Source organism: Enterobacter sp. E12, assembly GCF_014596715.2.
GTDB lineage: Bacteria > Pseudomonadota > Gammaproteobacteria > Enterobacterales > Enterobacteriaceae > Enterobacter > Enterobacter bugandensis.
In genome coordinates this window covers 794,239-808,659 of the sequence record NZ_CP115601.1, presented here as the reverse complement: position 1 = coordinate 808,659, position 14,421 = coordinate 794,239, and the positions used below count along the sequence as shown (strand labels likewise).

Here is a 14,421-nt window from a genome sequence, read left to right as displayed (position 1 = left end):
TAACGTTAATTTTCCGTGAAGAAGTGGTAGAAGCAATGAAGACGTTTTTCAGGACAATTTTGTTCGGAAGCCTGATGGCAATGTGTGCGAACAGCTATGCGCTCAGTGAAAATGAAGCGGAAGATATGGCCGATTTAACGGCGGTTTTTGTATTCCTGAAAAATGATTGTGGCTACCAGAATTTACCCAACGGGCAAATTCGCCGCGCGCTGGTCTTTTTCGCCCAGCAGAACCAGTGGGATCTCAGCAATTACGACAGCTTTGACATGAAGGCGCTCGGTGAAGACAGCTACCGTGACTTGAGCGGTATTGGCATTCCCACGGCTAAAAAATGCAAAGCGCTGGCCCGCGATTCGCTCAGCCTGCTCGCCTACGTGAAATAACCCTCCCGACGCCCCCTGTTCAACCTATACCCGTGCAACCACGGTTATAGTTAGCTATCATGTTTCGCTCATTTTTTGTGAGCGTTACGGATGTTAACAAAGGAGGAGTCCGCGTATGGCCGACCACACGTTGTGGCATGAAACACTGCATGACCAGTTTGGTCAGTACTTTGCCGTTGATAACGTGCTCTATCATGAGAAAACGGATCACCAGGATCTGATCATCTTCGAAAACGCCGCCTTTGGCCGCGTGATGGCCCTGGATGGCGTCGTGCAAACGACCGAGCGCGACGAGTTTATCTATCATGAGATGATGACCCACGTTCCGCTGCTGGCCCACGGACACGCGAAGCATGTTCTGATTATCGGCGGCGGCGACGGCGCAATGCTGCGCGAGGTTTCACGTCATCGTTCCATTGAAACCATCACCATGGTTGAGATCGATGCGGGCGTGGTCTCTTTCTGCCGCCAGTACCTGCCCAACCATAATGCCGGCAGCTATGACGATCCGCGCTTTAATCTGGTTATCGACGACGGCGTTAACTTTGTTAACCAGACCACGCAGACCTTCGACGTGATTATCTCTGACTGTACCGACCCCATCGGCCCTGGCGCGTCGCTGTTTACCTCCTCGTTCTACGAAGGCTGCAAGCGCTGCCTGAACCCTGGCGGTATCTTCGTCGCACAAAATGGCGTCTGCTTCCTGCAGCAGGATGAAGCCCTCGACAGCCATCGCAAGCTCAGCACCTATTTCGGTGACGTCAGCTTCTATCAGGCGGCGATTCCAACCTATTACGGCGGGATCATGACCTTTGCATGGGCAACGGACAACGACGTGCTGCGTCATCTCTCTACCGAAATTATCCAGGCCCGCTTCCATCAGGCCGGGCTCACGTGCCGCTACTACAATCCGGCTATTCATACCGCAGCGTTTGCTCTGCCGCAGTACCTGCAAGACGCATTATCCACTAAGGGGGTGAGCTAATTGAAAAAGCTTAAACTACATGGCTTTAACAACCTGACCAAAAGCCTGAGTTTTTGTATTTACGATATCTGCTATGCCAAAACAGCGGAAGAACGCGATGGTTACATCGCCTATATCGATGAACTCTACAACGCCAACCGTCTGACCGAGATCCTGTCAGAAACCTGCTCGATCATCGGTGCCAATATTCTGAACATCGCCCGACAGGATTATGAGCCCCAGGGTGCCAGCGTCACCATTCTGGTCAGCGAAGAGCCGGTCGACCCGAAGCTTATCGACAAAACTGAACACCCGGGTCCGCTGCCGGAAGTGGTCGTCGCCCACCTCGACAAAAGCCATATCTGCGTTCACACCTACCCGGAAAGCCACCCGGAAGGCGGGCTGTGCACGTTCCGCGCGGATATTGAAGTGTCGACCTGCGGCGTGATTTCCCCGCTGAACGCGCTGAACTATTTAATCCACCAGCTGGAATCGGACATCGTCACGATTGATTATCGCGTGCGCGGTTTTACCCGTGATATCAACGGCATGAAGCACTTCATCGACCACGAGATCAACTCCATTCAGAACTTTATGTCTGAGGATATGAAATCGCTGTATGACATGATGGACGTGAACGTGTACCAGGAAAACATCTTCCATACCAAGATGATGCTTAAGGAGTTCGACCTTAAGCACTACATGTTCCACACGAAACCGGAAGATTTAAGTGAAGAAGAGCGCAAGGTCATCACCGACCTGCTCTGGAAAGAAATGCGCGAAATCTACTACGGCCGCAATATTCCGGCCGTGTAAGTGTTGCCCGGAGCAGGGACGCTTCGGGGAGTTACTTCTGTTTCATGAACTCACGATAGGCATTCACTACCTGCAGGAAGTCTTCCACGCCGCACAGCGACAGGCTCTCTTCGTCGTAGTAGCTCATCCCCTCTTCCATCTCATCCCCTGAAAACTCAAGCTGGTTGGCGCGCACCATCACCTCTTCGCCATCCATCCACAGGGTGTACTCATGCCCGGCACGTTGCCAGGAGCGCTCACTGCCTTTCACCGTATTTGCCGCCTGTTCGACTTCATCAAGAAGGGCGAGATTTTCTTTCACCTCTTCGTTAAACCAGTGTCCAACGGCTTCGTGCCCCATCGACATGCGCACTTTCACCACGCCAGTGATGTCGCGCAAAAATTCGTAATCCATAGCGTTTTCCTCTGCAAAGCCATTAGGGTAATTATCGCAGCAGAGGGAAAGAAAAAAAGCGGGAGAGGTGGGAGGAATGAAAATAAAAAGGTGAGAGCAAGGCCCTGCGGCCTGATGCCCTCACCCCGTCCCTCTCCCACGGGAGAGGGTGCAAACACTAAAAACCGTCTCGTAGAGACGGTTTTGCTGTTTATACTGCCGTCTGGAAGATAACCCCGTCAGCCTTCTCGGTGTACTGAGAGAGCTGGTCGAAGTTCAGATAGCGATAGGTATCCACCGCCGTCTTATCCACCTGCGCCACAAAGGTCTGGTACTCTTCCGGCGTTGGCAGTTTGCCAATCAGCGCCGCAACCGCCGCCAGCTCCGCAGAGGCCAGGTAGACGTTCGCACCAGTACCTAAACGGTTCGGGAAGTTACGGGTAGAGGTGGAAACCACCGTCGCACCGTCGGCCACGCGCGCCTGGTTACCCATACACAGGGAGCAGCCAGGGATTTCGATACGCGCCCCGCTCTTACCGAACACGCTGTAGTAACCCTCTTCGGTCAACTGAGCCGCGTCCATACGGGTTGGCGGTGCCACCCACAGGCGGGTCGGCAGCTGGCCTTTGTGGGTATCCAGCAGCTTACCGGCGGCGCGGAAGTGGCCGATGTTGGTCATGCAGGAGCCGATGAACACTTCGTCGATCTTATCGCCCTGCACGTCAGAGAGCAGACGCGCATCGTCCGGATCGTTCGGCGCACAGAGGATTGGCTCTTTAATATCCGCCAGATCGATGTCGATCACCGCCGCGTACTCTGCGTCAGCATCGGCTTCAAGCAGCTGCGGATCCGCCAGCCATTTCTCCATGCCCTGAATACGACGCTCCAGCGTACGACGATCGCCGTAGCCTTCCGCAATCATCCACTTCAGCAGCACGATGTTGGAAGTCAGATACTCAATGATCGGCTCTTTGTTCAGCTTGATGGTACAGCCAGCCGCAGAACGCTCGGCGGATGCATCGGTCAGCTCAAATGCCTGCTCAACTTTCAGATCCGGCAGACCTTCAATTTCCAGGATACGGCCAGAGAAGATGTTTTTCTTGCCTTTCTTCTCAACGGTCAGCAGGCCCTGTTTGATGGCATACAGCGGGATCGCGTGAACCAGGTCGCGCAGAGTGATGCCCGGCTGCATTTTGCCCTTGAAGCGCACCAGCACGGATTCAGGCATGTCCAGCGGCATTACGCCGGTCGCTGCAGCAAACGCCACCAGGCCGGAGCCCGCCGGGAAGGAGATACCGATTGGGAAACGGGTATGGGAGTCACCGCCGGTACCCACGGTATCCGGCAGCAGCATACGGTTCAGCCAGGAGTGGATGACGCCGTCACCCGGACGCAGTGACACGCCGCCGCGGTTCATGATGAAGTCTGGCAGCGTGTGGTGCGTGGTCACGTCAACCGGCTTCGGATAGGCCGCCGTGTGGCAGAAGGACTGCATCACCAGGTCAGAAGAGAAGCCCAGGCACGCCAGGTCTTTCAGTTCGTCACGGGTCATTGGGCCAGTGGTGTCCTGAGAGCCCACGGAGGTCATCTTCGGCTCGCAGTATGCGCCAGGACGAATACCGGCGACGCCGCAGGCACGACCCACCATTTTCTGTGCCAGCGAGAAGCCGCGGTTGCTTTCTGCCACGTCTTTCGCGTGACGGAAAACGTCGGAGTGCGGCAGACCCAGCGCTTCACGCGCTTTGGTGGTCAGGCCGCGCCCGATGATCAGCGGAATACGGCCACCGGCACGCACTTCGTCAATCAGCACGTCGGTTTTCAGTTCGAAGCTTGCCAGCAGCTCGTTGGTTTCGTGGTTGCGCACTTCGCCTTTATACGGGTAGACGTCAATCACGTCGCCCATGTTCAGGTTGCTCACATCTACTTCAATTGGCAGCGCGCCCGCATCTTCCATGGTGTTGAAGAAGATTGGCGCAATTTTGCCACCGAGGCACAGGCCGCCGCCGCGCTTGTTCGGAACGTGCGGAATGTCGTCGCCCATGAACCACAGTACGGAGTTGGTGGCGGACTTACGGGAAGAGCCGGTACCCACAACGTCACCGACGTAGGCCAGCGGGAAACCTTTCTTCTGCAGCGCTTCGATCTGTTTGATCGGGCCAACCACGCCCGGCTGATCCGGCTCAATGCCTTCACGGGCGTTTTTCAGCATCGCCAGGGCGTGCAGCGGGATATCTGGACGAGACCACGCGTCCGGAGCCGGAGACAGGTCATCGGTGTTGGTTTCACCGGTCACCTTAAAGACGGTCACGGTAATTTTTTCCGCCAGCGCAGGGCGGTTCAGGAACCATTCGGCATCGGCCCAGGACTGCATCACCTGCTTCGCATAGACGTTGCCCGCTTTGGCTTTTTCTTCTACATCGTAGAAGTTATCGAACATCAGCAGCGTGGAAGAGAGCGCTTTAGCGGCAATCGGTGCCAGCGTGTCGTTATCCAGCGCGTCAATCAGCGGATGAATGTTGTAACCACCCTGCATGGTGCCGAGCAGTTCAATGGCTTTTTCAGGAGTAACCAGTGGGGAGGTGGCTTCGCCTTTGGCGATAGCAGCAAGGAATCCGGCTTTTACGTAGGCAGCTTCATCTACGCCAGGCGGTACGCGGTTGATCAACAGATCTAACAGGAATTCTTCTTCGCCCTTAGGCGGGTTCTTCAGCAGCTCGACGAGCGCGGCCATTTGGGTTGCATCTAAAGGTTTGGGTACAATTCCCTCGGCGGCACGTTCTGCTACGTGCTTACGGTATTCTTCTAGCACGACGGTTCTCCTCGCTCTCATTGTCATATGCGGCGGGCGTTCTCTTCACGCTCCTGTGAGACAGCAGTTTGTAGGGTAAATGCCCGATACCGCGTCGGGCAGCATAGCAGGATTTCTGCACAGTGTTAATCCGTTTACAAAAAAGCAACATTAAAAAGTTTGCTGAATCGTTAAGCATGGTGTAGCGGGGATTTAGGGCATCATTTTGCGGTTCTTCTGCACCGTGACGCTTCAGTTTTTTCTTCATCAGATATATTTGTGTAATAAATACTCACATTCTTTATCCGGACGTACCGGACGCTTCCCAATAAAAGTCAAAACAGTAAAAGACGGGTGAATAATACTCACGCCAACCGTAACGCCTCACGGCACAGCGCCTGTCTCGTTGGAGTCATTTTATGAAGTTGCCCTTTAAGCCACATCTGCTCATCCTTCTGTGCAGTGCCGGGCTGCTTGCCGCCTCAGGCGTCTTGTTTGTCAAAAGTCGTGCAACGGAACCCGTTGCGCCAGCCCCCGTCGCTCAACAACCGGCGGCGCCTGCCGTAGCCCAGCCCGCCCCTGTGGTCGCGCCGACCTACACTGCCGCGCAAATCGATCAGTGGGTTGCCCCCATTGCGCTCTACCCTGACGCCCTGCTGTCACAAATCCTGATGGCCTCGACTTACCCGGCCAACGTGATTCAGGCGGCTCAGTGGTCAAAAGACAACCCTAAAATGGAAGGGGACGCCGCCATTCAGGCCGTTGCCAGCCAGCCCTGGGATCCGAGCGTAAAATCGCTGGTCGCGTTTCCTCAGCTCATGTCGCTGATGGGTGAAAACCCGCCGTGGGTACAAAATCTGGGCGATGCGTTTCTCGCGCAGCCGAAAGACGTGATGGATTCCGTTCAACGCCTGCGCACGCTGGCACAGAAGACCGGTGCTTTACAATCTACGCCTCAGCAGACGGTCACCACCGTGACAAAGCCAGCACCAGCGAAAACCAGCGCCACCGAGGCAACGACAACAACCACGTCTGCGCCCGCCCCAACGGTGATCAAAATTGAATCTGCCGATCCGCAGGTCGTTTATGTCCCCATCTATAACCCCAATACGGTTTACGGGACCTGGCCCAACACCGCCTATCCTCCCACCTATCTCCCGCCCACGCCCGGAGAGCAGTTTGGCAACAGCTTCGTCAACGGCTTAGGCTTCAGCATGGGCGTTGCCACAACCTATGCCATTTTCAGCAATATCGACTGGGATGACGACGATGACTGGGACCACCACCATGACGGTGACTGGGATAATCACGGCGGCTACAACCGCAACGGTGATAACAACATCAATATTAACGTTGAGAACTTCAATAAAATCAGCGGACAACGCCTGACGGACGCCAACCGTATCTGGCAGCACAACCCGGCCTATCGGGAAGGTGTCCCCTACCCGACAAACCAGCTCAACACGCGTTTCCACTCCACCAACACGGCCACGGGGCTTAGTGCAACGCAACAACCGGTTAATCGCGATAGCCAGCGTCAGGCGGCGCTGAGCCAGATGGAGAAATCGACAGGTAAAACCTTCCCACAGACTGCTCGCCCGGGCACGAAAGCGGCGCAGCGACAGGCCTCAAGTGAACAGCTGAAACAGATTTCTCAGCGCAATAACTACCGTGGCTATGACACCAAACCGCAGACGGCGAAGCGGGCCACCACGCAGCAGCGAGAAAACCGCCAGACCACCGCGCAGAGACAAGAGAAACGGGTTCAGCCCTCTCAGCAACGTCCCTTCCAGCAGCGAAACAGTCAGCTCCGGGCCAATGCACTGAGCGGCAACGACAGCCGTTCCGCCAACTGGCAGGCGCAGCAGCAGCGTGGGGCGCAAAGCAGACACCTCGCCTCTCGTCAGCAGCAGCTACGCCCGGCAGCGGCTGGACGTGCTGAACACCGTGAATTCCGTCATCGCTAAGGGAGCCGACATGAAACGTAAATTACTCAGTGGAATGGTGTTGTTCATGGTCTCGGCGACCGTCATGGCGCAGCAATCCTTCAGCTCACCAGAACAGGCTACCAATGCGCTGGAAAGCGCCATCCGCGAGCAAAACGAAAGCGCGATGAACAACCTGCTCGGCGAAAACTGGCGCGATTTTCTGCCATCTGAAGGCGTTGATCCTGACGCAGTCGATCGCTTTCTGCGCGACTGGAAAGTCCGTCATAACACCATTGTCGAAGGCGATAAAGCGCATCTGGTTGTCGGAGACAGCGGCTGGCAACTTCCCATTCCGGTGATCAAAACCGCCTCCGGCTGGCAGTTTGACATCAAAGAAGGCGCCGAGGAGATCCTGACCCGCGAAATTGGGCGCAACGAACTTGCCGCCATCGAAGCCCTGCATGCATACGTGGCCGCTCAGCAGAGCTATTTTGCGATGAATCAGAAATACGCGCAGAAGATTGTCAGTTCTGAGGGGAAAAAGGACGGTCTGTACTGGCCCGTCTCGCCCGGCGAAGCGCCAAGCCCGCTTGGCCCGGCATTTAGCCCTAAAGAGCCAGGCGCGGGTTACCATGGCTATCGCTTCCGCATCCTGCCAGATAATCACGGTTTCGCGATGGTGGCGTGGCCTGTCAGCTATGGTCAGACAGGCGTCATGAGCTTTGTGATAAACCAGGACGACAAGGTGTACCAGTCCGATCTCGGCAGCGATTCGGAGCAGAAGGCCCGGGCGCTGGCCTCATACGCACCTGATAACTCCTGGCAGCCTGTAGTCCCCTGAACGCCGCGCATAAAAAAAGCGGCCTCAGGCCGCTTTTTTCATCTGAAGAAACTTATTTTTTCTTCGCTTTCGCGTTTGGCAGGTCCGTAATGCTACCTTCAAACACTTCTGCCGCCAGACCCACGGACTCGTGCAGAGTCGGGTGCGCGTGGATGGTCAGCGCGATGTCTTCCGCGTCACAGCCCATTTCGATAGCCAGACCGATTTCACCCAGCAGCTCGCCGCCGTTGGTACCGACAATCGCACCACCGATGACGCGGTGAGTCTCTTTGTCGAAGATCAGCTTGGTCATACCGTCTGCGCAGTCGGAAGCGATAGCACGGCCAGAAGCAGCCCACGGGAAGGTGGCGGTTTCGTAGCTGATGCCTTTCTCTTTCGCTTCTTTCTCGGTCAGACCGACCCATGCAACTTCTGGCTCGGTGTACGCGATAGATGGGATCACTTTCGGATCGAAGTAGTGCTTCATGCCGGCGATAACTTCAGCGGCAACGTGACCTTCGTGAACGCCTTTGTGCGCCAGCATTGGCTGACCGACGATGTCGCCGATAGCAAAGATGTGCGGCACGTTGGTGCGCAGCTGTTTGTCAACGCGGATGAAGCCACGGTCGTCCACTTCCACGCCAGCTTTGCCCGCGTCGAGGTTTTTACCGTTCGGTACACGACCGATAGCCACCAGCACGGCGTCGTAACGCTGTGGTTCGGATGGGGCTTTTTTGCCTTCCATGGAAACGTAAATACCGTCTTCTTTCGCTTCAACGGCAGTCACTTTGGTTTCCAGCATCAGGTTAAACTTCTTGCTGATGCGCTTGGTGAAGACTTTAACGATGTCTTTGTCAGCAGCCGGGATAACCTGGTCGAACATTTCAACCACGTCAATGTCTGAACCCAGCGCATGGTACACGGTACCCATTTCCAGACCGATGATACCGCCGCCCATAACCAGCAGACGCTTAGGAACGGTTTTCAGCTCCAGGGCATCAGTGGAATCCCACACGCGTGGATCTTCATGTGGAATGAATGGCAGTTCGATTGGGCGAGAGCCTGCCGCGATGATCGCGTTGTCGAAGTTGATAACGGTTTTGCCGTTTTCGCCTTCCACTTCCAGGGTGTTCGCACCGGTGAATTTACCCAGACCGTTAACCACTTTGACCTTACGGCCTTTCGCCATACCCGCCAGACCGCCGGTCAGCTGAGTGATAACTTTCTCTTTCCAGGTACGGATTTTGTCGATATCGGTTTTTGGCTCGCCGAAGACGATACCGTGTTCAGCCAGCGCTTTGGCTTCTTCGATAACTTTCGCTACGTGCAGCAGCGCTTTAGAAGGGATACAGCCGACGTTCAGACAAACACCGCCGAGGGTGCTGTAACGCTCTACGATGACGGTTTCCAGACCTAAATCCGCTGCACGAAATGCTGCGGAGTAACCTGCCGGGCCTGCCCCAAGTACTACGACCTGAGTTTTGATTTCTGTGCTCATCATGACCTCTTAGTTTATACCCGTCGTCCACCGGGTCGTTCTATCCGCCCGCAGTTTACAAAATTGTTAACAATTTTGAAACAACAAACGGCTCACGAATTGTCGCTTTCACCAATAACCTCATAAACACCATGAGATTATCAGAAAAAAGCCGGCCGACTGGCCGGCTTTTCGATTACATCACCAGGCGGCGAATGTCGCTCAGCATGTTGTTGATGATGGTGATGAAACGCGCACCATCAGCCCCGTCGATCACGCGGTGGTCGAAGGACAGAGAGATTGGCATCATCAGACGCGGCACGAACTCTTTGCCATTCCACACCGGCTCCATCGCGGACTTGGACACACCGAGGATAGCCACTTCCGGCGCGTTCACAATCGGCGCGAAGTGGGTAGTACCCAGGCCGCCGATGCTGGAGATAGTGAAGCAGCCGCCCTGCATTTCGCCGGCAGTCAGCTTACCATCACGCGCTTTTTTGGAGATGGTGGTCAGTTCACGGGACAGCTCAGTGATGCTCTTCTTGTTCACGTCTTTGAAGACCGGAACAACCAGACCATTTGGCGTATCAACCGCAACACCGATGTTGATGTATTTCTTCAGCGTCAGCTTCTGACCGTCTTCGGACAGGGAGCTGTTGAAGCGTGGCATCTGCTCCAGAGCCGCAGCAACCGCTTTCATGATGAAGACCACTGGGGTGAATTTCACGTCCAGTTTACGCTTCTCAGCTTCGGCGTTCTGCTGTTTACGGAACGCTTCCAGATCGGTGATATCGGTTTTGTCGAAGTGCGTAACGTGCGGGATCATTACCCAGTTACGGCTCAGGTTAGCACCAGAGATTTTCTGGATGCGGCCCAGTTCCACTTCTTCAATTTCGCCGAACTTGCTGAAGTCCACTTTCGGCCATGGCAGCATGCCCGGGATACCACCGCCAGCGGCTGCCGCAGGTGCAGCTTCGGCGCGTTTCACCGCGTCTTTCACGTAAGCCTGAACGTCTTCGCGCAGGATACGACCCTTACGGCCGGTCCCTTTCACTTTCGCCAGGTTCACGCCGAATTCGCGCGCCAGGCGACGAATCAGCGGAGTCGCGTGGACGTAAGCGTCGTTTTCAGCGAACTCTGATTTTTCTGCTTTTGCAGCAGGGGCAGCGGCTGGTTTAGCAGCCTGAGCCGGTGCAGCAGCCGGTGCTGGAGCAGCCGCGGCAGCCGGAGCTGCGGCAGGCGCAGCGCCTTCCACTTCGAAGACCATGATCAGGGAGCCGGTAGACACTTTGTCGCCAGTGCTGATTTTGATCTCTTTAACGGTACCGGCGAACGGCGCAGGCACTTCCATGGAAGCCTTGTCGCCTTCAACGGTGATCAGTGACTGTTCAGCGGCAACTTTGTCGCCCACTTTTACCATCACTTCGGTGACTTCAACTTCGTCACCGCCGATGTCCGGTACGTTAACGTCTTTCGCACCGCCAGCAGCGGCTGGTGCAGCGGCCGGAGCCGGAGCAGCGGCCTGTGCAGGCGCGGCAGCAGGTGCAGCACCCGCCACTTCGAAGACCATGATAAGCGACCCGGTAGACACTTTATCGCCGGTGTTGATCTTGATCTCTTTAACGGTACCGGCGAATGGCGCTGGTACTTCCATAGAGGCTTTGTCGCCTTCTACGGTGATCAGTGACTGCTCGGCCGCAACGGTATCGCCCACTTTCACCAGGATTTCAGTGACTTCAACTTCGTCACCGCCGATGTCAGGCACGTTCACTTCTTTCGCTGCCGCGGCAGCTGCTGGAGCAGCGGCGGCCGGAGCGGCTTCTTTCTTCTCTTCCTGCGCAGGTGCAGCAGCTGCTGCACCGTCGGCGGAATCGAAAATCATGATCAGTTTGCCAGTCTCGGTTTTATCGCCAACAGAGACTTTGATCTCTTTAACGATGCCAGCCTGAGGAGACGGGACTTCCATAGAGGCTTTGTCGCCTTCTACGGTGATCAGCGACTGTTCAGCTTCAACTTTGTCGCCCACTTTGACCAGGATCTCGGTGATTTCAACTTCATCAGCCCCGATGTCCGGTACATTGATTTCGATAGCCATTATTCTTTTACCTCTTACGCCAGACGCGGGTTAACTTTTTCTGCATCGATGTTGAATTTGGTAATTGCGTCCGCAACCACTTTCTTATCGATTTCGCCACGTTTAGCCAGTTCGCCCAGTGCTGCTACAACCACGTAAGAAGCATCAACTTCGAAGTGGTGACGCAGGTTTTCGCGGCTGTCAGAACGACCGAAGCCGTCAGTACCCAGAACGCGATAATCATCAGCTGGAACGTAAGTACGAACCTGCTCAGCGAACAGTTTCATATAGTCAGTGGACGCCACCGCTGGCGCGTCGTTCATCACCTGAGCGATGTACGGAACGCGTGGGGTTTCCATTGGGTGCAGCATGTTCCAGCGCTCACAATCCTGGCCATCACGCGCCAGTTCAGTGAAGGAGGTCACAGAGTACACATCGGAACCCACACCGTAATCTTTCGCCAGGATCTGCGCTGCTTCACGAACGTGACGCAGGATAGAACCGGAGCCCAGCAGCTGAACTTTACCTTTGCTACCTTCGATGGTTTCGAGTTTGTAGATACCTTTACGGATACCTTCCTCGGCACCTGCTGGCATTGCCGGCATGTGGTAGTTTTCGTTCAGGGTGGTGATGTAGTAGTAAATGTTCTCTTGCGCTTCACCGTACATGCGCTGCAGGCCGTCATGCATAATGACAGCAACTTCGTACGCGTAGGACGGGTCGTAAGAGATACAGTTAGGGATAGTCAGAGACTGAATGTGGCTGTGGCCATCTTCGTGCTGCAGACCTTCACCGTTCAGGGTCGTACGACCGGAAGTACCACCGATCAGGAAGCCGCGAGCCTGCTGGTCGCCTGCCTGCCAGCACAGGTCACCGATACGCTGGAACCCGAACATGGAGTAGTAAATGTAGAACGGAATCATCGGCAGGTTGTTGGTGCTGTATGAAGTCGCAGCAGCCAGCCAGGATGCACCTGCGCCCAGCTCGTTGATACCTTCCTGAAGGATCTGACCTTTCTCGTCTTCTTTGTAGTATGCAACCTGCTCACGGTCCTGCGGGGTGTACTGCTGGCCGTTCGGGCTGTAGATACCGATCTGACGGAACAGACCTTCCATACCGAAAGTACGCGCTTCGTCGGCGATGATTGGCACCAGGCGATCTTTGATCGACTTGTTCTTCAGCATCACGTTCAGGGCACGAACGAAAGCGATAGTGGTAGAGATCTCTTTGTTCTGCTCTTCCAGCAGCTGAGAGAAGTCTTCCAGCGCTGGCAGTTCCAGCTTCTCGGTGAAGTTAGGCTGACGAGCTGGCAGGTAGCCTTTCAGCGCCTGACGACGTTCGTGCAGGTACTTGTGCTCTTCAGAGCCTTCCGGGAAGGTGATGTAAGACAGGTTTTCTACCTGCTCATCGGTCACTGGAACGTTGAAACGGTCGCGGATATAGCGCACGCCGTCCATGTTCATTTTCTTAACCTGGTGAGCGATGTTTTTACCTTCTGCGGTATCACCCATGCCGTAACCTTTGATGGTGTGGGCCAGGATTACAGTCGCTTTACCTTTGGTTTCACGCGCTTTTTTCAGTGCAGCGTAGATTTTCTTCGGATCGTGACCACCGCGGTTCAGGGCCCAGATCTGCTCATCAGTCCAGTCTGCAACCAGGGCTGCGGTTTCTGGATATTTGCCGAAGAAGTGCTCACGCACGTAGGCACCGTCTTTGGATTTGAAGGTCTGGTAGTCACCGTCAACGGTTTCGTTCATCAGCTGGATCAGTTTACCGCTGGTGTCTTTACGCAGCAGTTCGTCCCAACGGGAACCCCACATGACTTTGATCACGTTCCAGCCAGCACCTGCGAAGATGCCTTCCAGTTCGTTGATGATCTTGCCGTTACCGGTTACCGGACCATCCAGACGCTGCAGGTTACAGTTGATGATGAAGCACAGGTTGTCCAGCTTCTCACGGGTCGCGATGGTGATCGCACCTTTAGATTCTGGCTCATCCATTTCTCCGTCGCCCAGGAAGGCGTATACGGTCTGTTCAGAAGTGTCTTTCAGACCACGGTGTTCCAGATACTTCAGGAATTTCGCCTGGTAGATAGCACCGATTGGGCCCAGACCCATTGATACGGTCGGGAACTGCCAGAATTCAGGCATCAGTTTAGGGTGCGGGTAAGAAGACAGACCTTTACCGTGAACTTCCTGACGGAAGTTGTTCATCTGCTCTTCAGTCAGACGACCTTCCAGGAATGCACGTGCATAGATGCCCGGAGAGATGTGGCCCTGGAAGTACACCAGATCGCCGCCGTCTTTCTCGTTCGCTGCACGGAAGAAGTGGTTGAAGCACACTTCGTAAATGGTCGCAGAAGACTGGAAGGACGCCATGTGGCCACCCAGTTCCAGGTCTTTCTTGGATGCGCGCAGAACGGTCATGATGGCGTTCCAGCGGATTGCAGAACGGATACGACGTTCCAGATCCAGATTGCCCGGGTATTCCGGTTCGTCTTCTACGGCAATCGTGTTTACGTAGTTGCTAGCCCCTGCACCTGAAGCAACCTTCACGCCGCCTTTGCGGGCTTCAGAAAGCAGCTGATCAATCAGATACTGAGCGCGCTCAACACCTTCTTCACGGATGACCGATTCGATCGCCTGTAGCCAGTCGCGAGTTTCGATCGGATCCACGTCATTTTGGAGACGTTCTGACATGGGGGTATTCCTTATCTATCTAATACGTTGATTTGTCTGGAACCTGTCCCATTGTGCTCTTGGGCAAGAACACAATAAGACAGGTTCTGCGTTTAGTTG

The 14,421-nt window shown here is 55.1% G+C and carries 10 protein-coding genes; 5 read left to right on the top strand and 5 right to left on the bottom strand.

Features of this window, described 5'->3' with window-relative positions; translation table 11 throughout:
* The first annotated feature begins 35 nt into the window (after positions 1 to 35).
* The 3 genes from IB212_RS03860 to speD all read left to right on the top strand — a co-directional run bounded on the left by IB212_RS03860 (position 36) and on the right by speD (position 2,163).
* Positions 36 to 383 carry a YacC family pilotin-like protein gene (locus IB212_RS03860; protein ID WP_014882582.1) on the top strand — a complete coding sequence of 116 codons (348 nt, stop codon included), beginning with the start codon at positions 36 to 38 and terminating at the stop codon, positions 381 to 383.
* A 115-nt stretch (positions 384 to 498) separates the two neighbouring features.
* Positions 499 to 1,368: a polyamine aminopropyltransferase gene (gene speE, locus IB212_RS03855; RefSeq protein WP_028015536.1), complete on the top strand. Its 870-nt coding sequence runs from the start codon at positions 499 to 501 to the stop codon at positions 1,366 to 1,368.
* Complete coding sequence (speD, locus tag IB212_RS03850; RefSeq protein WP_041911227.1) at positions 1,369 to 2,163, top strand: adenosylmethionine decarboxylase; 795 nt, start codon at positions 1,369 to 1,371, stop codon at positions 2,161 to 2,163. It begins immediately after the preceding gene.
* Between the two features lie 31 nt (positions 2,164 to 2,194).
* On the opposite strand, the gene yacL is transcribed toward speD, so the two are convergent.
* Together yacL and acnB are read right to left on the bottom strand one after the other, a co-directional pair.
* Positions 2,195 to 2,557, bottom strand: coding sequence for a protein YacL (gene yacL, locus IB212_RS03845; protein WP_041911228.1), 363 nt, complete (start codon positions 2,555 to 2,557; stop codon positions 2,195 to 2,197).
* Positions 2,558 to 2,747: 190 nt separating this feature from the next.
* Positions 2,748 to 5,345 (bottom strand): bifunctional aconitate hydratase 2/2-methylisocitrate dehydratase, encoded by a 2,598-nt coding sequence (acnB, locus tag IB212_RS03840; protein ID WP_051486150.1) that lies wholly within the window; start codon positions 5,343 to 5,345, stop codon positions 2,748 to 2,750.
* A gap of 398 nt (positions 5,346 to 5,743) precedes the next feature.
* On the opposite strand from acnB, the gene IB212_RS03835 reads away from it, so the two are divergent.
* Both IB212_RS03835 and IB212_RS03830 read left to right on the top strand, forming a co-directional pair.
* The gene (locus IB212_RS03835) at positions 5,744 to 7,291 is read left to right on the top strand and encodes a DUF3300 domain-containing protein (RefSeq protein WP_041911230.1); all 1,548 of its coding nucleotides are present in this window, start codon (positions 5,744 to 5,746) and stop codon (positions 7,289 to 7,291) included.
* 10 nt (positions 7,292 to 7,301) lie between these two features.
* A complete protein-coding gene (locus tag IB212_RS03830; RefSeq protein WP_041911231.1) occupies positions 7,302 to 8,093 on the top strand; it encodes a DUF2950 family protein in 792 nt (263 codons plus the stop codon).
* Positions 8,094 to 8,145: 52 nt separating this feature from the next.
* On the opposite strand, the gene lpdA is transcribed toward IB212_RS03830, so the two are convergent.
* The 3 genes from lpdA to aceE all read right to left on the bottom strand — a co-directional run bounded on the left by lpdA (position 8,146) and on the right by aceE (position 14,322).
* A complete protein-coding gene (gene lpdA / locus IB212_RS03825; RefSeq protein ID WP_023332094.1) occupies positions 8,146 to 9,570 on the bottom strand; it encodes a dihydrolipoyl dehydrogenase in 1,425 nt (474 codons plus the stop codon).
* A 175-nt stretch (positions 9,571 to 9,745) separates the two neighbouring features.
* On the bottom strand, positions 9,746 to 11,644 hold the full coding sequence (gene aceF, locus IB212_RS03820; RefSeq protein ID WP_063438133.1) for a pyruvate dehydrogenase complex dihydrolipoyllysine-residue acetyltransferase: 1,899 nt from the start codon (positions 11,642 to 11,644) through the stop codon (positions 9,746 to 9,748).
* A gap of 14 nt (positions 11,645 to 11,658) precedes the next feature.
* Positions 11,659 to 14,322, bottom strand: coding sequence for a pyruvate dehydrogenase (acetyl-transferring), homodimeric type (gene aceE / locus IB212_RS03815; protein ID WP_041911233.1), 2,664 nt, complete (start codon positions 14,320 to 14,322; stop codon positions 11,659 to 11,661).
* Between the last annotated feature and the right edge of the window lie 99 nt (positions 14,323 to 14,421).

Bases quoted from the DNA above. Each gene is read 5' to 3' on its own strand.
- IB212_RS03860 (WP_014882582.1), top strand. From the start codon at position 36: ATGAAGACGTTTTTCAGGACAATTTTGTTCGGAAGCCTGATGGCAATG.
- speE (WP_028015536.1), top strand. From the start codon at position 499: ATGGCCGACCACACGTTGTGGCATGAAACACTGCATGACCAGTTTGGT.
- yacL (WP_041911228.1), bottom strand. From the start codon at position 2,557: ATGGATTACGAATTTTTGCGCGACATCACTGGCGTGGTGAAAGTGCGC.
- IB212_RS03835 (WP_041911230.1), top strand. From the start codon at position 5,744: ATGAAGTTGCCCTTTAAGCCACATCTGCTCATCCTTCTGTGCAGTGCC.
- IB212_RS03830 (WP_041911231.1), top strand. From the start codon at position 7,302: ATGAAACGTAAATTACTCAGTGGAATGGTGTTGTTCATGGTCTCGGCG.
- lpdA (WP_023332094.1), bottom strand. From the start codon at position 9,570: ATGAGCACAGAAATCAAAACTCAGGTCGTAGTACTTGGGGCAGGCCCG.
- aceF (WP_063438133.1), bottom strand. From the start codon at position 11,644: ATGGCTATCGAAATCAATGTACCGGACATCGGGGCTGATGAAGTTGAA.
- aceE (WP_041911233.1), bottom strand. From the start codon at position 14,322: ATGTCAGAACGTCTCCAAAATGACGTGGATCCGATCGAAACTCGCGAC.